17 protein-coding genes are annotated in these 23304 nt (G+C 72.2%); 12 read left to right on the plus strand and 5 right to left on the minus strand.

Annotated elements, in window-relative coordinates; translation table 11 throughout:
- The first annotated feature begins 111 nt into the window (after positions 1–111).
- Both ACI2K4_RS30835 and ACI2K4_RS30840 read left to right on the plus strand, forming a co-directional pair.
- Positions 112–2037: a ricin-type beta-trefoil lectin domain protein gene (locus ACI2K4_RS30835; protein ID WP_404516410.1), complete on the plus strand. Its 1926-nt coding sequence runs from the start codon at positions 112–114 to the stop codon at positions 2035–2037.
- Positions 2038–2248: 211 nt separating this feature from the next.
- Positions 2249–2596, plus strand: coding sequence for an Lsr2 family protein (locus ACI2K4_RS30840; RefSeq protein WP_404516411.1), 348 nt, complete (start codon positions 2249–2251; stop codon positions 2594–2596).
- 287 nt (positions 2597–2883) lie between these two features.
- On the opposite strand, the gene ACI2K4_RS30845 is transcribed toward ACI2K4_RS30840, so the two are convergent.
- Complete coding sequence (locus ACI2K4_RS30845) at positions 2884–3543, minus strand: 4'-phosphopantetheinyl transferase (protein ID WP_404516412.1); 660 nt, start codon at positions 3541–3543, stop codon at positions 2884–2886.
- Positions 3540–4418: a metallophosphoesterase family protein gene (locus tag ACI2K4_RS30850; RefSeq protein WP_404516414.1), complete on the minus strand. Its 879-nt coding sequence runs from the start codon at positions 4416–4418 to the stop codon at positions 3540–3542. Before ACI2K4_RS30850 ends, ACI2K4_RS30845 begins: the two co-directional genes overlap by 4 nt.
- Before the next feature lie 194 nt (positions 4419–4612).
- On the opposite strand from ACI2K4_RS30850, the gene ACI2K4_RS30855 reads away from it, so the two are divergent.
- Positions 4613–4960 (plus strand): hypothetical protein, encoded by a 348-nt coding sequence (locus tag ACI2K4_RS30855; protein WP_404516437.1) that lies wholly within the window; start codon positions 4613–4615, stop codon positions 4958–4960.
- A 29-nt stretch (positions 4961–4989) separates the two neighbouring features.
- On the opposite strand, the gene ACI2K4_RS30860 is transcribed toward ACI2K4_RS30855, so the two are convergent.
- Together ACI2K4_RS30860 and ACI2K4_RS30865 are read right to left on the minus strand one after the other, a co-directional pair.
- Positions 4990–6312, minus strand: coding sequence for a glycosyltransferase (locus ACI2K4_RS30860; protein ID WP_404516416.1), 1323 nt, complete (start codon positions 6310–6312; stop codon positions 4990–4992).
- Positions 6313–6318: 6 nt separating this feature from the next.
- The gene (locus ACI2K4_RS30865; protein ID WP_404516417.1) at positions 6319–7188 is read right to left on the minus strand and encodes a TauD/TfdA dioxygenase family protein; all 870 of its coding nucleotides are present in this window, start codon (positions 7186–7188) and stop codon (positions 6319–6321) included.
- A gap of 205 nt (positions 7189–7393) precedes the next feature.
- Between ACI2K4_RS30865 and ACI2K4_RS30870 the strand changes: the two genes are divergently transcribed.
- Positions 7394–8599 carry a glycosyltransferase gene (locus ACI2K4_RS30870; protein WP_404516419.1) on the plus strand — a complete coding sequence of 402 codons (1206 nt, stop codon included), beginning with the start codon at positions 7394–7396 and terminating at the stop codon, positions 8597–8599.
- Between the two features lie 28 nt (positions 8600–8627).
- On the opposite strand, the gene ACI2K4_RS30875 is transcribed toward ACI2K4_RS30870, so the two are convergent.
- Positions 8628–12731 carry an amino acid adenylation domain-containing protein gene (locus ACI2K4_RS30875; protein WP_404516421.1) on the minus strand — a complete coding sequence of 1368 codons (4104 nt, stop codon included), beginning with the start codon at positions 12729–12731 and terminating at the stop codon, positions 8628–8630.
- Positions 12732–13119: 388 nt separating this feature from the next.
- Between ACI2K4_RS30875 and ACI2K4_RS30880 the strand changes: the two genes are divergently transcribed.
- From ACI2K4_RS30880 to ACI2K4_RS30915, 8 genes are read left to right on the plus strand one after another with little or no spacing between them, the layout of a single operon-like run.
- Positions 13120–14151, plus strand: coding sequence for a polyprenyl synthetase family protein (locus tag ACI2K4_RS30880; RefSeq protein ID WP_404516422.1), 1032 nt, complete (start codon positions 13120–13122; stop codon positions 14149–14151).
- 8 nt (positions 14152–14159) lie between these two features.
- Positions 14160–15194 (plus strand): UbiA family prenyltransferase, encoded by a 1035-nt coding sequence (locus tag ACI2K4_RS30885; RefSeq protein WP_404516423.1) that lies wholly within the window; start codon positions 14160–14162, stop codon positions 15192–15194.
- Between the two features lie 20 nt (positions 15195–15214).
- Positions 15215–16894, plus strand: coding sequence for a prenyltransferase/squalene oxidase repeat-containing protein (locus tag ACI2K4_RS30890; protein WP_404516424.1), 1680 nt, complete (start codon positions 15215–15217; stop codon positions 16892–16894).
- Entirely contained in the window at positions 16891–18174 is a 1284-nt protein-coding gene (locus ACI2K4_RS30895; protein ID WP_404516426.1) for an FAD-dependent oxidoreductase, read from the plus strand. The genes ACI2K4_RS30890 and ACI2K4_RS30895 overlap by 4 nt, the downstream gene beginning before the upstream one ends.
- Positions 18171–19259 carry a histidinol-phosphate transaminase gene (locus ACI2K4_RS30900; protein ID WP_404516427.1) on the plus strand — a complete coding sequence of 363 codons (1089 nt, stop codon included), beginning with the start codon at positions 18171–18173 and terminating at the stop codon, positions 19257–19259. Before ACI2K4_RS30895 ends, ACI2K4_RS30900 begins: the two co-directional genes overlap by 4 nt.
- Positions 19252–20592 carry a glycosyltransferase gene (locus tag ACI2K4_RS30905; RefSeq protein ID WP_404516428.1) on the plus strand — a complete coding sequence of 447 codons (1341 nt, stop codon included), beginning with the start codon at positions 19252–19254 and terminating at the stop codon, positions 20590–20592. The genes ACI2K4_RS30900 and ACI2K4_RS30905 overlap by 8 nt, the downstream gene beginning before the upstream one ends.
- 43 nt (positions 20593–20635) lie before the next feature.
- Positions 20636–21985, plus strand: coding sequence for a nucleotide disphospho-sugar-binding domain-containing protein (locus ACI2K4_RS30910; protein ID WP_404516429.1), 1350 nt, complete (start codon positions 20636–20638; stop codon positions 21983–21985).
- A 2-nt stretch (positions 21986–21987) separates the two neighbouring features.
- Entirely contained in the window at positions 21988–23181 is a 1194-nt protein-coding gene (locus ACI2K4_RS30915; protein ID WP_404516430.1) for a cytochrome P450, read from the plus strand.
- Positions 23182–23304 lie beyond the last annotated feature (123 nt).

Below are 23304 nucleotides of genomic sequence, written 5' to 3' on the forward strand. Positions count from 1 at the left end.
TCCGCCCCGGCCGCGGCCCGCCGGGCGCCGACCGGGCGGTGACCGCCCCCGTCGACCGGGCGCGGGGCGCGAACCTCCCGCCAGAAAACTCCTCGCGGAAGGGAAGAATCTGTGCCATCGACAGCGACTCCACCGCTCGTCGCCCCCCACCTACCGACCGGAGCGGCCCGCCGACGCGCATTGTGGGCCGGACTCCTGGCGGCCTGCCTGGCCGCGACCAGCCTGGCAGTGCTCCGCGCGGCACCCGCCGCGCACGCGGCCGGCGAGCAGGTCAACGTCTGGTTGACCACGACCTCGGACGCCCGTGGTCGCAACGTCACCCGTGGACTGCAACCGCAGACCCCGATCGCCTTCGCCGCGAGCAGCGGAGCCGGCAACCAGACCCTCACCGTCAACGAGAACACGACCTACCAGCAGTTCGAGGGGGGCGGCGCGTCGTTCACCGACACCGCCGCCTGGCTCATCCACGGCAGCGGGGCGCTCAGCACCGCCACCCGGGACAGCGTGATGCGCGCACTCTACGACCCGGTGAACGGGATCGGCCTGAGCTTCACCCGCAACCCCATGGGCGCCTCCGACCTGGCCCGGTTCAGCTACACCTACGACGACACCTGTTGCGACCTGAACGACTTCTCGCTCTCCCGCGACAGCAGTGTCATCGCGCTGACCAAACAGGCCAAGAGCCTCAACCCGGCGTTGAAGGTGATGGCCTCGCCGTGGACCGCGCCGCCGTGGATGAAGGACAACAACAACTACCTCCAGGGCTGGCTGCAATGGCAGCACTACCCCACCTACGCGCAGTACTTCGCCCGGTACGTGCAGGGGTACGCGGCGCAGGGCGTCAACGTCGACTACGTGACCGCACAGAATGAGCCCACCTGCTGCTCGAGCTACCCGTCGATGCAGTGGAACGCCTCGGGGTTGCAGGAGTTCACCAAGAACCACCTCTATCCCGCATTCCGCGCCGCCGGAATCAACAACACCAAGGTCCTGGTCCACGACTGGAACTGGAACGAGTACGACGTCTGGGCGGCTCCGCTGGTCAACGATCCGGCGATCCGCAACGACCCGCTCTTCGGCGGCATCGCCTGGCACGGATACGGCGGCGACGTCAGCAAGCAGACCGCCGTCCACAACCAGTACCCGAACGTGAACGCGTACATGACCGAGCACTCCGGCGGCACCTGGGTCACCGACCAGCACTCGGAGGACATGGTCAACCTGGTCAACTACACCCGCAACTGGGACAAGAGCTGGATCAAGTGGAGCCTGGCGCTCGACCAGAACATGGGCCCGCACAACGGCGGCTGTGGCACCTGCACCGGCCTGGTCACCGTGCACAACGGGGACGGTCGACACGGCCAGGTCGACTACACCGTCGAGTACTACACGATGGGGCACCTGACCAAGTTCGTGAAGCCGGGGGCGTACCGGATCGACTCGTCGGCGAACGGGTCGGTGCCGAACGTGGCCTGGAAGAACCCGGACGGCTCCAAGGCGCTGATCGCGTACAACACCACCGGCGGCACCCAGAACGTCAAGGTGAACTGGGGCAACCAGTCCTTCACCTATGCCCTGCCGGCCCGGACCTCGGCCACTTTCACCTGGGCCGGGACCCAGGGCACCGGTCCGACCCAACCTCCGGCGACCGGACCCACCGGGCAGATCACCGGGCTGGCCGGAAAATGCGTCGACATCGCCGGGGCCAACTCCGCCGACGGCACCCCGGTGCAGTTGTACGGCTGCAACGGAACAACCGCCCAGCGGTGGACCCGGGCCACCGACGGCACCGTACGCGCACTCGGCAAATGCCTCGACGTCAGCGGTGGGTCCACCCTGAACGGGGCCCGCGTCCAGCTCTACACCTGCAACGGTTCGGCAGCCCAGACATGGACCTACACGACCAGCCGTGACCTGGTGAATCCGCAGGCGAACAAGTGCCTGGATGTGACGGGTAACGCGACCGCCGACGGCACGCCGCTGCAGATCTGGACCTGCACGGGCGCGGCAAACCAGAAATGGACCGCCCCGGCTTAACAAGGGCAACGGCGTTCCCTACCGTACCGGCCGCCGTCGGCACCCACCTAACCGGGAGGGCTGCCGGCGGCGGCGCTTATGCCGGTGGGCCGTGTTTTCGGGCGGCGGGCGCCGCCACGCCATGCGGACAATGGTCGAACGTTGCAAAATCAGTGATTGATGAGTCAAACTCATCACCACGAACCCCATTGTTCACGTGGAGTGATCAACCATGGCTAAAAAGGTAATCACCGTCCTGACCGACGACCTCGACGGCGGCGAAGCCGACCGCACTGTCGAGTTCGGGCTCGACGGCGTCAGCTACACCATTGATCTGTCCGAAGAGAACGCGGGCAAGCTCCGCAAGGTGCTCGACCCGTACATCAACGCGGGCACCCGCGTCGGGCGTGGTGGCGTGGAAAGCCGGCGGCCAGCCCGTCGCAGCGGCAACGCCGCTCCCACCCGCAGCGACCGGGACCAGAACAAGGCCATCCGGGAATGGGCCTCCAAGAACGGCTACGACGTTTCCGAGCGCGGTCGGATTCCGGCTTCGGTGGTCGAGGCCTACAACAACCACTGAGCGGCCAGCTCAGGGGGCCAATCGATAGCGCCCGGCGAGGTGTCCGGCCGGCCCCTGCGCCGGATATCGGTCGCCCTTCGGAGTCGGGCCCGGCCACCCCTTCCTGGTGAGCCGGGCTCGGATGTCCACCATGCAATATGCACCCCGGAAGCACCCCGCCGGGTCGGCCGCAGATGAAACGCGGCCCGGCGGGAGACACCGTAACGCGCATACGCGGTGTAACTCGCAGAGGCCAAGGTGGGACTTTCACCTGCCATTGGCCCGATTTTGACGAGAATTGAGCGAAGTCAGGTCGCGGGCAACCCGATCGCGGTGACCAGTAGACCCCGTTCGGCGAGCCAGCGCCCGGTGAACCCGGTCAGTGGCCCACCGTCAACCCGTGGCCCCGGCACCAACAGCGTGGCGGTGAAGGTCGCGGCGGTCGGCTGGATCTCCACCCTCGCCTCGTGAAAGTCCAACCAGCGGCGGGTGAGCGGGAACCATGCCTTGTAGACCGCCTCCTTGGCGCAGAAGAGCAGCCGGTCCCAGTTGACCGAGCCGTCCGCCGCCGCCAGCTCGGCGAGCGCGCGTACCTCCTCGGGCAGCGCGACGGCGTCGAGCACCCCGGCCGGCAACGGTTGGTCCGGTTCCGCGTCGATCCCGACGGTCAGCAGGTCGGCGCTCCAGGCCACCGCCGCGGCCCGGTAGCCGTCGCAGTGGGTGATGCTCCCGCGTACCCGAATCGGCCAGACCGGCTCCCGCTTCGGCCCGGACGGCACCGCCACCGGGGGCAGACCGAGCCCGGCCAGTGCCTCCCGGGCACAGCGACGCGCGGTGGCGAACTCCCGCCGACGCTTGCCGACGGCGTTGGCCACCAGCGCCTCCTCCTCCGGGAAGAGCGGCGCCGGCAGGTTGTCGTCGAACGCCTCCACCGCGACCACCCTCGATGTCAGCAGCCGCTCGATCACCGGGCCGCTCCCACTTCGGCCAGGACCGGGCGCGGCACCCGTGGGGGCGTGGGGCGCTGCCGCCACTCCCGGGGGTAGCCGAGCGAGACCTCCTCGAACCGTACGCCGTCGTGCCAGGTCGTCCGGGGGATGTGCAGGTGGCCGTAGACCGCCACCGCCGCCCGGAACCGCAGGTGCCAGTCGGCCGTCCGGTCCGTGCCGCACCACTGGGCGAACTCGGGGTAGCGCAGCACGTCGGTCGGCTCACGGACCAGCGGGTAATGGTTGACCAGGACGGTGGGGAGATCCGGGTCGCAGGCGGCCAGCCGACGCTCGGTCCGCTCCACCCGGTCCCAGCACCACTCCTCCCGGCTCGGGTACGGGTCGGGGTGCAGCAGGAACTCGTCGGTGCAGACCACACCGGTCTCGTACGCGTACGCGAGTGACGCCGCCTTGTCCTTCAGTCCCGGCAGCCGGAACGAGTAGTCGTAGAGCAGGAAGAGCGGGGCGACGGTGACCGGGCCGCCGGCACCATGCCAGACCGGGTACTCGTCCTCCGGGGTGAGCACGCCGATCGAGCGGCACATCCGTACCAGGTGCTGGTAGCGCTCCTCGCCACGGAGCTGGAGCGGATCGCTGGGCGGTGTCCACAGCTCGTGGTTTCCGGGCGCCCAGATGACCTTGGCAAAGCGGCTGGCCAACAGGGTCAGGGTGGATTCGATGTCGGTCGACATCTCACCCACGTCCCCGGCCACGAGCAGCCAGTCGTCGTCGGACCCCGGCCGCAGGTCGGCCGCGATGGCCCGGTTGTCCGGGTGGCCGACGTGCAGGTCACTGACGGCGAGTAGTTGGCCGGTCACCACGATGCTCCACGGTTCACCGAACCAGCCTCGCATCCCGTACCGGTCTCGCCAAAGATCCTCTTTCGGCGGCCGTGTCGGTCTTCGGACCGGCCCGGCCCCGGACGCCGACGCGGACCTGGGTGGGCGTCCGGTCCCAGCGGTGTCAGGATGATCGGGTGCGCCATCCATCCGAGGGGACGTCCGAACGGTCGAACCGCCGCCGCTGGTCGACACCGGCCGGCTGCGCCCTGACCGTCTGCCGGGGCTGCTGCTGCGGCTCGACCCGCAAACACCCCGACGTCGACCACGAGGGCCAGGTCGACCGGCTCCGGGCCGCGATCGGCGCGGAGCACCGGGTACGGATCACCGACGACTGTCTCGACGCGTGCGAACGGTCGAACGTGCTGGTGGTCCACCCCTCCGGAGCGGGCCGGGCGGCCGGCGCCCGCCCGGTCTGGTTCGGCTTCGTCCTCGACGACGGGGCGGTGGACGACATCGCCGCATGGGTACGCGAGGGCGGTCCCGGCATCGCCCCGCTCCCCCCGCTGCTCGACCTGTACGTGATGCCGGCTCCCGGTCCGGCCGCGCGCCGCTGACCCAGCGGGCAGGGGCTGGCGCGGGTCGGTCAGGTGGACGCCTCCCGTGGCGACGACCGGCGTGCGTACGCCCGCTCGACCAGCCACGCCGCCCGCCGCGGTCCTTCCGGCGGCGCCCCGTCGGCCGGTTCCGGGGTTGACTGCCCCTCCGTCGGCGAACCGTCGACCGATTTTGGGGCTGGCTGTCGCTCCGTCGGCGAACCGTCGACCGGTTCCGGGGAGCGTGGTTTGCTCGGCGGCGGGCCGGCGGCCGGGTCCGCGAGGGTCGGGGACGGCCGACGGAGGCTGTCGGCGATGTCGGTGGCGGTCCAGCGTTCCGGTGGCAACCACCGCGCGACCCCGTGGCGGGCCAGCCGGCTCGCGTTGTCCGGACGGTCCAGCCCGTCGGCCAGGATCACCTGCGGGGTGCCGCCGGCCAGGGCCCGTCCGAGGGTGCCGATCCCGCCGTGGTGCACCACCGCCGACACCCGGGGCACCACCGCCCGGAACGGCAACCGGTCGAACCAGTGCACGTCCGGCGGCAGCGGGTCGGGTACCAGGTCACGGTGGCGTACCACCAGCAGTCCGGGGCGACCCAACGACTCGATCGCCGCGACCGCGCTGTGGTAGAAGCGCCGTCGCAGCAGCCGCCCGGTCCCACCGGTCACCAGCACCGGCGCGGTCGCCCCGGCGAGCAGGGCCCTCGCCCGCTCCGGCAGGTCGGGCTCCGCGTCCTCGTCGGCCAGCACAAAACCCGCCAGCTCGGTCCCGGCCGGGGCCGGTTGACCCGCCCGGTCGAACCAGTCCGGCCAGAGCCCGACGTACGCGTCGGCCGACGCCATCCAGGCGGACCAGTCCCGCACCGGTGGCAACGCCCACTCGGCCCGTACGGAATTGATCTCGTCGGCCAGCGCCAGCCGGTACGCGCGCGCCACCCCGGTCAGCGCCATGAGCTGGAACGGCGCGTGGGCCAGGCAGACCACGGGCGCGTCGAGCGCCTCGGCGGCGATCAGCACGGACTGCCCGGAGATCGCCGAGCCGACCAGCACGGTCTCGCCCGGGCGGTAACGGTCACGCAGCTCCCGGCACTCGAACCGGAGTTGGGTCAGCAGGCCGCTGCGGACGAAGTGGTCCCGGAAGTCCCGGGCCTCGGTCGCCCCGACCTGACCGGCGGCGTCGCGCAGGTAGTGCTCGTACTCGGCGACGGTGTCGACCGGCACGAAGTCCAACCCGGCCCGCCGGACGGCCGAGGCGTAGTACTGGTGGCTGAACACCGTCACCCGGTGACCCCGGTCGCGCAGCGCGCCCGCCACCCGCACGAACGGCAGTACGTCACCGTCGGTGCCGTGCACCACCATCAGGACGAGGGCCAACGCCGATCAGTAGTTCTCGACCGCGTTCACCCGGCCCGGCCAGTAACGCTGGCCCGGCGCGGCCCGGTAGTGCTCCCACCGGGGCGGCTCGCCCTCGGGGTGGTCGCCCAGGATGGTGACCCGCTGGCCACGGCGCGGCTCGAAGTAGTCGTTCACCGCGTAGTGCTGGGTCACCCGGTTGTCCCAGACCGCCACGTCCCCGGTCCGCCAGCGGTAGCGGCAGGTGAACTGCGGCCCCTCGGAGAACTCGAACAGGTACTCCAGCAGCGCGTCGCTCTCGTTGCGGCTGAGCTGCGGGATGTGCGAGGTGAAGAGGCGGTTGACGTACAGCGAGCGGCGGCCGGTCTCGGGATGCACCCGGACGACCGGGTGTTCGGCCCGGCTGGTGAACTCGCTGCCGATCCGGATCACGTGGATCGCGGTCAGGCCGTCGAGGAGTTGCCGCATCGGCGCGGAGAGCTGCTCGTAGGCGAGGTACTGATTCGTCCACATCGTGTCGCCGCCCGCACCCGGAGCCTTGACCAGGTGCAGGATCGAGGCGAGCGGCGGACTCTGGTGGAAGGTCATGTCGGTGTGCCACACGTCGACCTTGCCGCCGTTCTCGGAGTCGATCACGACGATCTCCGGGTGGCCGTCGAGCCGGGGCAGGTAGGGATGCAGCTCCACCTCGCCGAACCGGCGCCCGAAGTCCACGTGCGCCTCGGGTGTCAGCCCGGTCTGCCCGACCACGAAGATGACCAGGTGGCGTAGGAGCAGGCTGCGCAGCTCGGCGAAGAGTTCGTCGGTCAGGTTGGTCAGGTCGATGCCGTGGATCTCCGCGCCGAGCGCGCCCGAGATCGGCCTGACATCGAGCGTGGTCCCGGCTGAAACCGACATGTCCGCCTCCGGCCTGACAACACCTCACCGTCTGATCGGTGAATCATTCCACGGGCACCCGCCACCCGCCAGAGACCAGATCAGTCCAATATGGACAACCGTTCGGGTGTAAGGATGGGCCCCTTGTTAACGCATAGCGTTAACAAGGGGCCCATCCTTACACCGAGCTTGACGGGGTCGGGGTGTCGGGGAAGCATCGCGTCCCGTGCGCATACTGCTGACCAGCCAGCCGATCTACTCGCACCTCGTGCCCGCACTGGTGCCGCTGGCCCGTGCGGCGCGGGCGCTGGGCCACACCAGCGCGGTCGCCACCGCCGCCTCGATGGCGGACGAGCTGGCCCGGCACGACGTGCCGCTGCTGCCGCTGCCGAACGTCGCGGGACAGGAACGGCTGCGCTACGACCCCCGGCTCGCCGAGGAGTTCGGCCTGCCGCAGCGGTTGATGCTGCCGTGGCGGCGGGCCGTCGACCCGGTCGCGGCGGACCAGATCGCGCGGGCGTACGCCGGCCCGATCGCGCTGCGCTTCGCCCGGGACCTGCTCGAGGTAGCCGCCGACTGGAAACCCGACGTGATCGTGCACGAGCCGGCCGAGTACGGCGGCTACCTGGTCGCCGAGGCGCTCGGCATCCCGCACGTCACCCTGGACATCTCGCCGTACGCGATGCGCGAGCTGCCACTGGTGGGCGACGTCCTCGACGCGCAGCGGGAGGCGCTCGGGCTGCCTCCGGTCGGCCAACCCCTGCACCCGCACCGGTACCTGCGCGCGGGTCTGCTGCCCCGGGCCTGGTACCCGGCCGAGTTGCGACTGCCGACCGGGCGCTACTACCGGGAGCCGGCGCCACGCGACGACGTACCGCTCGACCCGGTCGTCGCGGCGCTGCCGGCGGATCGGCCGGTGGTGCTGGCCAGCCTCGGCTCGCTGGTGCTGACCCTGCCCGGCATGGCCGAGCTGCTGCCGCCGCTGGTGGCGGCGCTCGGTGCGCTGCCGTGCCACGCGGTGGTGAGCCTGGGCGGTCAGCCGGGGCTGGCCGAAGTCGTCGGTCCGCCGCCGCCGAACGTCCACCTGACCCCGTTCGTGGCGCAGCGGACGTTGCTGACCGCGGTGGACCTCTTCGTGACACACGCCGGTTTCGGCGCGACCCGCGAGGCGGTGGCGGCCGGGGTGCCGGTGGTGGCACTGCCGGTCTTCGCCGACCAGCCGGCGAACGCCGACCGGATCGCCGAACTCGGCCTGGGGGTGCGGTTGGACGTGGCCGAGCTGACCGAGTCGGCGCTGGTCGAGGCGTGCACCCGGGTCCTGGCGGACCCGGGGTTCCGCTGGCGGTCGCGGGCCATGCAGCGACGACACCTCGGCAGCCCCGGCTTCGAGCAGTTGGTCGCGGACCTCGCCGAACTGGCCACCCGGCACTAGCGGAGCGCACCGAACTGGCCATTCTGGGCTAGCGGAGCGCGCCGCCCACGTCGGCCGGTGCCGGGACCACCCGGGCCTCGGCACCGGCGGGACCCTCGGCGCCGGGGGCCGACCGGTCGAGTGCACCGAGGCGGGCGGCGAGCAGTGGAGCGAGGTCGGCGACCGGGCCGGTACGCAGCATCTGCTCGTGCCGGCAGTCGATCTCCCGGTTGTCGATCCGGCCGGCGACGTACGGGTGCCAATCCGTGACCGACTGGCGCAGCTCGGCCTGGGTGAGCCGGGCGGTGAAGAAGAGCAGGTCCCCGTCGAACCGGTCCGGTCGGTAGCGCCGGGCGCAGGCGAGGTTGTTCGCGGTGACCCGGAGCAGGGCGGCGACCCGCTCGTCGCTCCAGTCCGCCAGCGACCCGCCCGCCCGGCGGATGACGCCGACCACGTGCTCGTCGTCGAGCGGTTGGCCGTCCAGCAGGCCCGGGTCGTAGCCGAAGTCGGCCAGGACCACGTTGAGCAGGACCCGCCGGTGCTCCTCGGTGTGCAGCTCCGGGTCGGCGGGGTAGGCGTCCAGCAGGCCGAGCAGTTCCACCCGTCGACCGAGCCGGCGGAGGCGGGCGGCGGTGGCGTACGCGAGGATGCCGCCGAGCGACCAGCCGAGCAGCCGGTACGGCCCGGACGGGCACAGCTCGACGATCTGCTCGGCGAAGTCGGCGGCCATCTCCTCGACCGAACCGGCCAGCGGTCCCGGACCGGACAGCCCGCGCGCCTGGAGGCCGTACACCGGCTGCTCGGCCTCCAGGTGCCGCAGCAGCCCGGAGTAGCACCAGCTCAGCCCGTTGACCGGGGGAAAGCAGAACAGCGGTGGCCGGTCACCGCCGACGCGCAGCGGCAGTACGACGTCCAGCGCGCCGTGCCCGGCATCCTCCGCCGCGACGCCGTCCGGTGATCGACCGGCGTCGCTCAGCCGCTCGGCCAGCGCCGCCACCGTCGGTGTCTCGAACACCGCGCGGATGTCCAGTTCCACCCCGAGCGCGGTGCGGATCCGGCTCACCAGCCGGGCCGCCCGCAACGAGTGGCCGCCCAGGTCGAAGAAGTTGTCGTCCACCCCGACCAGCGGCAGTTCGAGCAGGTCGGCGAAGAGTCCACAGAGGATCACCTCGTGCCGGGTGCGTGGCGCCCGCCCGACCACCGGGACGCCGGCCTCGGCGTCCGGCAGGCGCCGCCGGTCGAGCTTGCCGTTCGGGGTGGTCGGCAGGGTGTCGAGCACCAGGAAGGCGTCCGGCACCATGTGCCGGGGCAGCCGGGTGGCGAGGTGCGCGCGGAGCACCGCCGACTTCGGCGGCTCCGCCGGCCGGGCCGGGACGACGTACGCCACCAGGTGCCGCTCACCCCGCTGGTCCGGGCGGGCCAGCACCACCGCCCGTCCCACCTCCGGGTGTCCGGCCAACGCCGACTCGATCTCGCCCGGCTCGACCCGGTTGCCCCGGATCTTGATCTGGTCGTCGGTCCGGCCGACAAAGAGCAACTCGCCGCCGGGCAGGCGCCGGACCAGGTCGCCGGTGCGGTACATCCGGCCGCCCGGGTCGCTGTACGGGTCGGCGACGAACCGCGTCGCGGTCAGTCCGGGCCGGTGCAGGTAACCCCGGGCGAGCTGGTCCCCGGAGAGGTAGAGCTCGCCGACCACGCCCGGCCCGACCGGTGCCAGCACGTGGTCGAGCACGTACGCCCCGGTGTTCCAGGCCGGTCGGCGACCGATCGGTACCCCGGCCGGGTCGTCCCCGGAACCGGCCCGCCAGGCGGTGACGGCCACCGACGCCTCGGTCGGTCCGTACAGGTTCTCCAGCGCACCGGGCAGCACCTCGGCGGCCCGGTGGGCCAGCTCCGCCGGCAGTGCCTCACCGATGCAGAGGGTACGGCGCAGGCTGCGGCACTCGGCCACGCCGGGCTCCCACAGGAAGGTGTGCAGCATCGACGGTACGAAGACCACGGTGGTGATCCGCTCGGCGCGGATCAGGTCGACCAGGTAACCGGGATCGCGGTGCCCGTCGGGGCGGGCGAGCACCGCGCGCGCACCGACGAGCAGCGGCCAGAGGAACTCCCAGACCGAGACGTCGAAACCGGCGTGGGTCTTGACCAGCACCCGGTCGTCGCCGTTCAGCCCGTACCGGTCCGACATCCACCGCAGGTGGTTGACCACGCCCCGGTGCGGCACCGGGACGCCCTTGGGCCGCCCGGTGGAGCCGGAGGTGTAGAGCAGGTACGCCGGGTGGTCGGAGCCGGGCGCGGCCTCACGGTGGCGGTGGTCGGGGCCGTGCGCCGGGCGGGCGGCGATCGACCGGGCCGTCGCCGGCTCGTCCAGCACCAGCATTGGCGACGCCGCCGGTGGCAGTGCGTCGACGCCGGCCCGGTCGGTCAGCGTGAGTGCGGGTCGGGCGTCGGCGAGCATGAGCGCGTTCCGGTCCGGCGGATCGGCGGGTTCGATCGGCAGATAGCCGGCACCGGTCTTGAGTACGGCCAGCAACGCCACCACGAGGTCGACCGACCTCGGCAGGGCCAGCGCCACGAATTGCTCCGGTCCGGCTCCCCGGGTGAGGAGTTCGGCCGCCAGCCGGTTGGCCCGCGTATTCAGTTCCGCGTACGTCAACCGGTCCGCGCCGGATATCAGCGCGGGAGCCCGAGGGGTGCGCGCCACCTGCTCCTCGAACAGTTCCGCGACGGTGCTGGCGGGTGCCCTCCGGCGGGCGCCCCGGGAGATTTCCATAATGCCGTCGCGGGTCGTGCGGTCGAGCATGTCGATCTGGGCGACGCGCACGTCGGGGGCGGTGTGCACGGCATCGAGCACACGCACGAAACGCTCCTGGTGGGCGAGTGCGGTTTCCGGGTCATAGCGTTCCGGATTGACGATGAAGCTTATCCGTACACCGGTTTCCGGGGTCCCGTAGACGTCGATCGTGACATCGTCGACCGGGCCCACGCCGAGACTCGTCGACCTCGTCGGATAATCGAGGAAAACGGGTCGGTAGTCGAACGGCATGATGTTGACGACCGGGCCCGACAGTTTTGCCCGGTCGTCGGTCGTCCGCAGTTCGGACCGGAGGTCGGACATCCGGAAGCGTTGTCGCCGCAGCACCCGACTGATCTCCGCGCCGGCCAGTTCGACCAGCGTGCGGAATCGCGTGTCCGGACGGAGTGACAATCGGATCGGGAGAATGTTCGCGGTCATACTCGGCGTCCGTCTGGCGACACCGCCCCAGCGGCCGGTCACCGGGAAACCGAGGACGATCTCGGGGGCACCGGTGAGCCGGTGCAGGTAGACGGCGGCCGTGGCCAGCACCACCGCCGGCCATCGATCCCGGTCGGCCACGCCGTGCCAGTGCGTCGGCGGCACCGTCGACCGCCGGGCGGTACGCGGACCCGTACGGACCGGCGGCACGGCGGCGGCGCTCAGGTCGACCACCGCCGGCAGGTCGGCGAGGCGGGCCCGCCAGAACTCCCGGTCCCGGGCGAAGGCGGGCGAGGCGCGGTAGGCGTCGTCGGCCGCCCAGACGGCCGGCAACGAGCCGGCGGGCAACGAGCCGGCGGGCAACGAGCCGGCGGGCGACTCTCGGCCGGCTCGACCGCCGCCGGTCGGGGGATCGCCCGACGGGGCGTCGAGGCCGCTCGCGATCGCCGTGTACCACTCGCCGACCCGCCGCCCCACCTGGGAATATCCGTGCCCGTCGAGGGCGACGTGGTGGATCCGCTGGTAGTAGACGTACCGCTCGGGTCCGGTCCGCAACAGCGCCATGGTGAACAGCGGCCCGCGTACGGGATCCACCGGTCGGTCCATGTCTCGGCACATCCAGGCCAGGGCGGCGCTGTCGGGATCGGGCTCCGTGGTCAGGTCGAGCAGGGGCATGGACCACTCCGGCGCCGGCCCGACGACCTGGCCGGGCTCCCCGTCCTCGTCCACGAACCGCAGCCGCAGCGCTTCGGTCTCGGCGACGACGTGGCGCGTCGCGGTGGCCATCAGGTCGGGGTCGAGCACTCCGTCGACCTCGATGTAACCGCCGATGTTGTAGGCCGGGTTCTCCGGGTCCAGGCGCTGGTCGAACCAGACGCCGGACTGGGCGGCGGAGAGCGGCCAGCGCGCTTCAGGCAAGATCATCCACCTCGGTACGGCCCGGGCCGCAGCGCTCCGGGCGGGGCAAGGATAGCAGCGGATCGGTGCCGATCGAATATCAACAAAGGCGCCGGAAACCACTTCGGATCTGTCGATCAGCGGCCCGAACAGGGAAAATTCCGATTCGATCAGAGAGTGTGGATCTTGCCTGATTTGGCCATAGAGGCGATCATTCAGGGATGGTCATCCGGAGTTGCCCGTGACGGCCATGAATTGAGTGCCATACCGCCATTGATACACGTCCGACACGAAGATTCCACCATCGAGAAACTTCTTTACCGTCTGCGGAGGCGGTGGTACGGTCGCCGTAATTCAAATGATCCACAAGAGACACACCCGCGATCCTGCCAGCAAGGACCGTGAGCCGATGACCGCGATTGCCGGAACGGACCCCCGCGACTTCCTCAAAGACCTGGCATCCAGTCGGGCCGCCCGACTCCTACGTGACGCACTCGACCAGAGATGGCGAGCGGCGACGGACTCAGTGGACCGATTGTCGACTATACATCGCTACGCGCTGCTCCCACCGGGAAAGCTGATCCGGCCGATACTGATGCTGGAGTCCGCCGCCGCCGTGGGCGGCCGGGCCGAGGACGTCCTGCCGGCGGCGCTCGGGCTGGAGTACCTGCACGTGGCGACCCTGGTCCACGACGACATCATCGACGCCGACGAGACGCGTCGGGGCCGCCCCTCCGTCCCCCTGGTGTACGGCCTACCGGACGCGCTCGTGGCCGGTGACGCGCTCATCTTCACCGCCTTCGAGGCGATCACCGAGTGCCGTGCCGCCGGGGTGTCGGACGCGGCGATCGGCGCCTCGGTGGCCCTCCTCGCCCGGGCCGGCAACGACCTGTGCCGGGGCCAGGTGCTGGAGGCGCAGCTCACCGGTAACCCCGGCATCGAGTTGGAGAGCTACCTGGAGATGATCCGGCTCAAGACCGGGGCGCTGTTCCGCGCGGTCTGCCAGATCGGCGCGGTGCTCGCCGGTGCCGACCCGGCCCGCTGCCAGCAGTTGGCCCGCTACGGGGAACAACTCGGCATCGCCTTCCAGATCCGGGACGACCTGCTCGCGTACACCACGTCGGCGGCGGCGGCCGGCAAGTCACCCACCACCGACCTCGCCAACGCGCGCACCACGCTGCCGGTGCTGCTGGCCTACCAGGCCGGCACCACGGCCCAGCGGCGGCGACTGGTCGAGGCGCTGGGTCGCCGGTCGGCCGACGCCGCCGCCCTGGCCGACTTCCGCCGGCTGCTGGACGACACCGGCGCACTCGACCGGGCACCCGAACACGTCGCCATCCACCTGCGGCGGGCCCGACACCATCTGTCCACACTGGAGTCGTCACCCAGTGTCGCGGTGCTCGCCGGCATCACCCACTTCGCCACCTCGGGGCAGTGGTGAGGACCGGCATGGCCACCGCGACCCGCTCCTGGCGCGCCGCCCTGCACGCACACGTACAGACCTGGCGTCCGTACACCCTCTGGTACGTCGGCCTGCTCGGGTTGGCCGGCGCGGGTCTCACCGGCGGGCGGCACGAACCGTGGGACCTGCTCGCCGCCTGGGCCACCCCGACCGTCGGCTGGATCGGCGGGCACTACCTCGGCGACTGGTTCGACCGGGAACTGGACGCGATCGGCAAGCCACACCGACCGATCCCCTCCGGCCGGCTGCCCGCTACGACCGCTCTGGCCTGCGGCATCGCCTGTCTGGCCGTGGTCGGCGCGCTGACCGTACGAGGTGGCTGGCCGACCGCGCTGGTCGCGCTGCTGGCGGCGGGCGGCATCATCGCGTACAGCCGGGGTCTGAAGGCCCGGGGGTTGTCCGGCAACCTCACCCGCGGCCTGCTCGGCGCGCTGGCCCTGCTCTACGGCGCGCTCCTCGACCCGGGACCGTACCTCTGGGCCCTGGTGCCGTTCGTGGTCGCGATCTGGGCCCACGACACCGCCTCCAACCTGGTCGGAACCCTGCGCGACGTGGTCGGCGACCGGGCCGGCGGCTACCGGACCGTGCCGGTGCGCCACGGTCTCCGGGTGGCCACCCGGACCGCCGCCGGCTGCTACGCCGTGGCGCTGGCCGCCGCCGTGGTCGGCGGGGTGGCCGCGCCCGACGGGCCGGTCCACACCGGCGGCCGGACGTCCTACCTCTGGCTGCTGGCGGTGATCGCGGTGGCCGGCGTCGCCGTCTTTGTCACCCTGCTCGTCCACCGGGGGGATCCCTCGGTACGCACCGCCCTGCGCGCCCACGAGTTCCTGGTGCTGGAACGGATCGGCCTCGCCGGAGCGATGGTCTCGCTCGGCTTCGGACCCGCCCCCGCGCTGGCCCTGATGGTACCGATCCTGCTCGTCAGCGGCTGGAGCCAGGCCCGGATGCGGACCGGCTACGAGTTGGGACCGCCCGTGCCGGCGGCCCCGATGCCCCTCCCCCACCTGTCCGAACACGGCTGAAGGACGAAGGAAGTCGAACCATGCGCTCGGTCCAGCTCGACCAGGTAACCCGCGCGATCTCGACCGGCGCGGAGGAGATGTTCCGGCGGCAGCGCCCGGACGGCGCATTCCGGGACGCGCCACCCGGATCCGTGCTGGGCACCGCCGGGGCGATCGCCGCCCTGCACGCCGCCGACCCGGACGGCTCCGCCGTCCTGGTCAAGACCGGCGCCGACTGGCTGCGCCGCCAGCAGCGACCGGACGGCGGGTGGGGTGGGGTGACCGGCGCCGAGAGCGCCCTCGTGCCGACCGTCATCGCCACCGCCACGCTGCACGTCGTCGCCCCCGGGGCCAGCGCCGACGCCGTCGCCGGGGGCCGGCGGCGGCTGGCCGAACTCGGTGGGCTCGCCGTGATCGACGACCTCGCGGTGACCGCGATGTGCAAGCAGTTCCTGGCCCTGGCCGGACTGCCCGAGGCGGGCGAGCTGCGCCGGCTGCCGCTGGAACTGGTCCTGCTGGACAAGGTACGCCGCCAGCGGATCTCGTTCCGTACCGCACCGTTCATCGGGATGGCGCTGTTGCAGGCCCGTACCCTGCCACCGCCCGGCCCGCTGCGCCGGTTCACCCGCCGGCTGGCCGAGCCGAGGGCGCTGCGCCTGCTGGACTCGATCTACCAGCACGAGGGGCGGACCGGCGTGCTGAGCGAGGACCCGTGGCCGGCGGCCCTGGTCTGTCTCGGCCTGACCCACGCCGGTCTGGCCCCGCGACTCGTCACCGCGATCGTCGGGTTCCTGCGCTCCTGCGTCCGCCCGGATGGGGCGTGGGACGCCGTGTCGAACCTCGACCTGACCCGCTCCGGTTTCGCCGCCACCGGCCTGATCGCCGCCGGGTACGCCGACGACCCCCGGCTCGCCGCCACCCGCGACCTGTTCCACCGCTCCCAGCAGCGCGAGGCGTTCACCGTGCTCGGCGTGCCGGCCGGTGGCTGGAGCTACTCCGGGCCGCGCGGCTGGCCGGTCACCCTGGAGTCGGCGGAGATCCTCGCCGCGCTGGCCGGGCTGCCCGGCCACGACGCCGACCCGGTGCTCCGGTCCGGCCTGGACTGGCTGGTCGGCCGGCAGGACCAACGCGGCTCCTGGAGCCTCTGGGTACGCGACACCAAACTGCCCAACGACGGCCCCTGCCCCGGCATCACCAGCCAGGGCATCATCGCGCTGCGCGAGGCCGGCCACGACCCGGACAGTCCACCGGTCGCGGCGGCGGCACGGTGGCTGCTGACCCAGCAACGGCCGGACGGCTCCTTCCACAACCTCTGGTACCGCGACTTCACCACCGGCACCGCGATCGTGCTGGACGCGCTCTGCCACGCCGGACTGCGCACCGACCCGGTGGCGGTACGCGCGAAGGGCTGGCTGCTGCGGGCCCAGCGCCCGAACGGCGCTTGGGGCTCGGGCAACCCGACCGACGACGGTTCGGTCGAGGAGACGTCCTGGACCCTGCCGGCCCTGCTCGCCGCGGGCGTACCGGCCGACGACGAGGCGATCCGGCGCGGGGTCGGCTGGCTGCTCTCCGCGCAGGAACCGGACGGCATCTGGCGACCGAGCCGGATCTGCGCCTACATCCGGAACTACATGTACTACCCCAACGGCGCGATCGCCCAGTCGCTGGCGCTGCGCGCACTCGGCAACTACCGGACGGCGGTCGAGGCGGCGATCCGATGAGCTACGACGTGGTGGTCTGCGGCGCCGGGGTCGGTGGGCTGGCCAGCGCGCGGGCGCTCGGCGCGCTCGGGCTGACGGTGCTGGTGCTGGACCGGCAGAAGGCACCGGCCGAGGTGGCCAAGGGCGAGTTGCTGCAACCGGAATCGGTCCGGATCCTGGACGACTGGGGTGCGCTGCCGGCGCTGCGTACCGGCGGTGCGGTGCCGGTGGACCGGTTGGCCATCCGGGACCCGGGCGGCCGGGTCCTGCTCGGCCTGGACTACCGCGCGTTGCCCGGGGCGTACCGGGAGATTCTCTGCACCGGCTACTCCAACGTGCTGCACGCGCTGGCCGGCACGCTCGGCAAGACCGTCGAGGTCCGCCGGGGTGTGCTGGTCGAGAAGGCGGTGCGCGACCCGACCGGCCGGGTCACCGGGGTACGCGTCATCGACGGCGGCCGACCGGAGGAGATCTGCGCCCGGCTCGTGGTCGCCGCCGACGGGCTCTCCTCCCGGCTGCGCCGATCAGCCGGCCTGCCCGGGGTACGCCGCGACTACGACCACCGACTGCTCGCCTTCGACCTGCCCGGCGTACGGGTGGCCGACGAGGTGAGCGCGTACCGCGCCGAACACGGACTGCGGCTGGTGTACCCGCTGCCGGGCGACCGGTGCCGGCTCTACGTCCAGATCCGCCCCGAGGAACTGCGCGGGCTCGGCGCCGACGCGCTCGACGCCTGGTGCGACCGGACGTTGGCCGGGGTGCCGGCGCTGGAACCGCTCGCCGAGGTGCTGCGGGCACACCTGCGCGGGCGGCAGATCCTCGCGGTCTACCGGCTCCGCGCGCCCCGGCTGAGCACGCCCGGACTCGCCCTGGTCGGCGAGGCGGCGCACGCCGTACACCCGATGGCGGCGCAGGGCATGAACAGCTCGCTCGGTGACGCCGAGACGCTGGCCCGGCTGCTGGAATCGGCCGGCGGCGGCGAACCGGCGGCGGTCGACCGGGCGCTGGCCGGTTACCACGCCGACCGGCTGCGGCGGCTCGACCACACCGCGACGGTCAGCCACAACGCGGCCCGGATGCTCACCAGCACGGCCGGTCCGGCCCGGCTGCTCGGCGGGCGGATGATGCGGCACACCGCCGCGAACCCGCGCCTGCTCCGGCTCACCACCGGCAACCTCGCCGGGGTGGACCCGCACCGGTTGACCCCGGTCGACCGGCTCTACCAACTCGGGCTGCTGCGCGACCGGCGGGCGTACGTCGGCCCCGAACAGCCCACGACGAACGGCGGTAGGACAGCATGACCAGCACAGTGGACCCGAGCCGGACGGTGGGTGCCGCGACGACGGGCGCCGACGCGGGCGGTGGCACCGGCTCCGGGGCGGTGGTGGAGGAACTGGCGATGAACGAGACGCCGTACCCGCCACTGCCGAGCGTGCTGCGACTCGTACGGCAGCAGGCCGAACGGCTCAACCGCTACCCCGACCACCTCGCCGGGGAACTGGTCGCCGCGCTGGCCCGGCGGCTGGACGTACCGGCGGCACAGGTGCTGGTCGGGCCCGGGTCGGCCGGGCTGAGCCAGCACATCGTGGCGTCGCTCGGGCCGGAGCGGCCGGAGGTGGTCTACCCCGCGCTCTCCTTCGAGGGATACCCGCTGATCGTCGCGAACGCCGGGGCCCGGCCGGTGCCGGTCCCGCTCGACGGCTACCGGCACGACCTGGACGCGATGGCCGAGGCGGTGACCGAGCGGACCCGCTGCGTGCTGCTCTGCAACCCGAACAACCCGACCGGGGCGGTGCTCGGGCGGGCCGAGATCGAGGCGTTCCTGGACCGGATCCCACCGGAGGTGGTGGTGATCGTCGACGAGGCGTACCGGGAGTTCGTCACCGACCCGGACGTACCCGACGCCCTCGACCTGTACCGCGCGCACGACAACGTCTGCGTCCTGCGTACCTTCTCCAAGGCGTACGGGCTGGCCACCCTCCGGGTCGGCTACGCGGTGGCGGCGCCCCGGATCACGGCCCGGGCCCGGATGGTCGGCCTGGTCTTCTACCCGGGCGGGCTCGGGCAGGCGGCGGCGCTGGCCTCTCTCGACGAGAGCGTCGGCGCGGAGCTGGCCGCCCGCCGCGACGAGCTGGTGGCCGCCCGCCGGGCGTTGCGCGACGGGCTGCTGGCGGCCGGGTTGCCGGTGGCGCCGAGCGAGGCGAACTTCCTCTGGCTGCCGCTGGGCGCCGACGCGGTCGACTTCGCCGACCACTGCCGGCGCGCCGGCATCCTGGTCCGTCCCTACCCGGACCAGGGCGTACGGATCACCGTCGGCACGGCCGAGGCGAACCAGCGGCTGCTCGCGGTGGCCCGCGACGGCGTCGGGCGGGTGTCCGGTGAGTGAACCCACCGGTACGGCGACGCCGCTCCCGCTGAGCGTGGTGATCCCGGTGCTCAACCACGGGCACCTGCTCGACATCACCCTCGACGGCTTCACCCGGCAGACCCTGCCCGCCGACCGGTTCGAGGTGATCGTGGTCGACGACGGCTCGACGCCGTCGCTGGAAGCGCTGGTCAGCGCGTACGCCGACCGGCTCCCGCTGGCCTACCTGCGGAACGAGCGCAACGGCGGCCGCTCGGTCGCCCGCAACCGTGGCCTGCGCACGGCCCGGGGCGAGGTGGTGGTCTTCGTCGACGGCGACCACTGCCCGAGCCCGGACCTGCTCCGCCGGCACCTGGAATTCCACACCGGACGCGACGGGCGTCCGGGGGTGCTGCTCGGCCGCAGCCTGGTCATCGACTGGGCGGCGATCGGGGCGTTGCGGTCCGGGCACGACCCGGACCCGGCGATGCTCGGCGACTACCGCGAGGACGTACGCGACTACCTCTTCGCGGCCGAGAACCACCGTCGGGACTTCCCCCGCGCGCCCTGGCTCTACGGGCACACCAACAACGCCTCGGTGGACCGGGCCACCCTGGACGCGATCGGTGGCTTCGACGAGACGCTGGTGACCTGGGGCGGCGAGGACAACGAGCTGTTCTACCGGATCTTCCACCGGTACGACCGGGCCCCGGACACCTTCGCCGTCGGCGACGACGCGATCTGCTACGCCGTACCGCACCTGCGGGCCTGGCCGGTGCTGATGGCACAGCTCGCCGAGAACTACCGGCACATCGCGGCCAGGCACCCCCGGTACGACATGGAACTGCTCGGCTACCCCGGGAACTGGGCCACCCTGGTCCGGCGGATCGCCTGGTTCGAGGACGCGATCGAGGTCTGCCGGGAACGCGGCCTCGGCCGGGTCACCGACCTGCCACCGGCGCTGCTGGACCGGCTCGACGGCGGCGACGCCCTGGTGGTCGGCTTCGGGGCGAGCAAGCTGCGCCTCGGCGAGCGGGCGGTCACCTTCGACCACGACGCCCCGCTGGGCGAGCGGAACCCGCACCTGATGGGGCTGATGACGCCGTACCCCGAGCGCCGGTTCGACCGGGTGGTCAACGTCGACCTGTGGCGCTTCTTCAACCCGGAGGACCTGGGCGGATACCTGCTGGAGTCGCTGCGGGTGGGCGGCCGGGTGGAGCTGGTCCGGACCGAGGACCGGCTACGCGCGAGCGACCTGCTGCCACTGCCGTTTGTCGACGAACTGGAGTTCCTCCGGGAAACCGCGCGGCCGTACTTCCCGGTCGAGATCAGCACGGTCGACGGGGTCACCGTACTGAGCATCGGCGAGGCGTGATGGCACATCCTTCGCCGCTGCGCGAACCGAGCCGGCGGTCCGCGTGCGGGTGCTGATGGCGACCTGGGGTTGGCGGTCGCACTTCTACCCGCTGGTCCCGCTCGGCTGGGCGTTGGCGGCAGCCGGTCACCAGGTCCGGGTCGCCTGCCGGCCGGGGGTGGTCGACGCGGTCACCGGGGCCGGGCTGACCGCCGTACCGGTCGGGGTGGACCTCGACTTCGCGGCGGTGTTCAGCGGCCGGATCGGCCCGGTGGCGCCCCGGGACGCCGGCCAGGAAGGGGCACGACCGGCTGGTGGCCGGCTGAGACCTGAGATCACCCCGGACGGCGGGGTGGTCCGGTACGCCGACGCGATGCTCGACGAGCTGGTCGCCTACGCCCGCGCCTGGCGACCGGACCTGGTGGTGTACGAGCCGTTCAACCTCGCCGCCGCGGTCACCGCCGCCGCGCTGCGGGTCCCGGGGGTGCGGCACCTCTGGGGGCCGGACTCGGGCAGCACGCTCGATCTCGACGTCGAGGCGGTGGTCGGGCCGCTCGCCGCCCGGCTGGGCGTGCCGGTCGAGCGGGTCGAGCTGGACGGGGCACTGACGGTTGATCCCTGCCCGACGCCGATGCAGGTGCCGCTGCACGTACCGAGTCGGCCGGTGCGGTTCGTGCCGTACAACGGGGTTTCCGTGGTCCCGGCCTGGCTGCGCGACAACGGCGGTCCCGGCGGACGGCGCCGCGACCGGGTCTGCGTCACCTGGGGAACCATGATGGACGGTGCCGAGCTGACCGGGTTCCTCGGCGCGGCGGAGGTGGTGGCGGCGCTGGCCGAACTGGACCTGGAGGTGGTGGTCGCGCTCGACGCCGCCGGTCGCGCCCGGTTCGGTGAGCCGCCGCCCAACATACGGCTGGCCGCGTCGCCGCTGGCCCTGCACCTGGTGTTGCCGACCTGCCGGGCGCTGGTCCACCAGGGTGGCGCCGGCACCACCATGACGGCCGCCGCCGCCGGTCTGCCCCAGCTCGTCCTCCCGCAGGTCAGCGACCAGCACTTCAACGCCGCCCGGTTGGCCGCCACCGGCGCCGGCAGCTACCTCGACGGGGCGACGGCGACCGGACCGGCGATCCGGGACCGGACCCTCGACCTGCTCGGCTCCGCCGGGTGGGCGGACGCCGCCCGGCGGTTGTCCGCCGCCGTCGAGGATCGCCCGACCCCGGCGGACCTGGTCCCGACACTGGTCCGACTGGCCGCCGGCAGCCTCCACGCCGCGCCTGTCGCCACTCCCGATCCCGTCCCCGTCCGCGTCGCCGTCGCCGCTCCCGATCCCGTCCCCGCTCCCGTCACCGTCACCGTCACCGGGTTCCCCGCTGGCACGACGGAGACGACCACCGCTGAACCCCAGGGCAGGTAACGATGACCGACCAGCAGATCCCGATCCCGTACCCGTTCGACGCACCGCCGACGATCTTCCACCCCCTTCCGCAGCTCGCCGAGCTGCGCGAACACCGGCCGGTGGCGCCGGTGACCATGCCCGACGGCAGTCCCGCCTGGCTGGTCAGCCGGTACGCCGACGTACGCCGGGTGCTCACCGACCCCCGGTTCAGCCGGGCCGCCGCCGTCGGTCCGGGCGGCCCGCCCAAGGAACTCGGCGTGCTGGAGACGGAGTCGCTGATCGGGATGGACCCGCCGGACCACACCCGGATGCGCCGGCTGGTCGCCCGCGCCTTCACCCCGCGTCGGGTCGAACAGCTCCGGCCGTGGGTGGCGAAGCTGGTCGACGAACTGATCGACACGGTCGAGGCCCAGCCCAGACCGGTGGACCTCGCGAAACACTTCTCCACCCCGTTCCCGATCGCGGTGATCAGCGAGCTGCTCGGCGTGCCGGAGCCCCTGCGCCACCTCTGCAAGACCTGGTCGGACACGATGATGGGCGACTGGAGCCGGGATCCCGAGGGGACCCAGGCCGCGTTCGACAGCTTCGCCGGGATGATCGACGCCAAGCGGGCCGAGCCGGGCGACGACCTGATCACCGCGTTGATCAGCGCCAGCGAGGACGAGGACAAGCTCACCGAACGGGAACTGGTCTCGGTCTGCGTCGGCGTCCTGATCGGCGGCCACGAGACCACCACCAACCAGATCAACATGTTCCTGCTGACCCTGACGCAGCACCCCGAGGAGTTCGCCCGGCTCCGCACCGACCTGGACGCGATCCCACGCGCGGTGGAGGAACTGACCCGGTTCATCCAGCTCGGCGAGACCGGCGTGATGCTGCCCCGGGTCACCACCGAGCAGGTCGAACTGAGCGGGGTGACCCTGCCGGCCGGCTCGGCGGTGCTGCCGGCGTTCGTGGCGGCCAACCGGGACCCGGCCGCCTTCGCCGCACCGGACCGGCTCGACCTGTCCCGACCGGAGAACCCGCACCTCGGCTTCGGCGCGGGCATCCACCACTGCCTCGGCGCCCAGTTGGCCCGGATGGAACTCCAGGAGGCGCTGGGCGGACTGCTGCGGCGACTGCCGAACCTGCGGGTGGCGGTGCCGACCGAAGAGTTGCGGTTCCGCCAGGGCATGGCCGTACGCACCCTGGAGACCCTCCCCGTCACCTGGTGAGGCGTAAGGAAGGGCCCCTTGTTAACGCCTCGGGTTCTAGGGATCGTTGCAACGCCTGATCGTGTCAGGGGTTGTGATGTTCGAGGTTCGCAGCGATCGTCGGCCGCAGGGTCGGAAGAGGTT

Origin of the sequence: Micromonospora sp. NPDC050397, assembly GCF_044901685.1 — a bacterium.
Taxonomy (GTDB): domain Bacteria; phylum Actinomycetota; class Actinomycetes; order Mycobacteriales; family Micromonosporaceae; genus Micromonospora_G.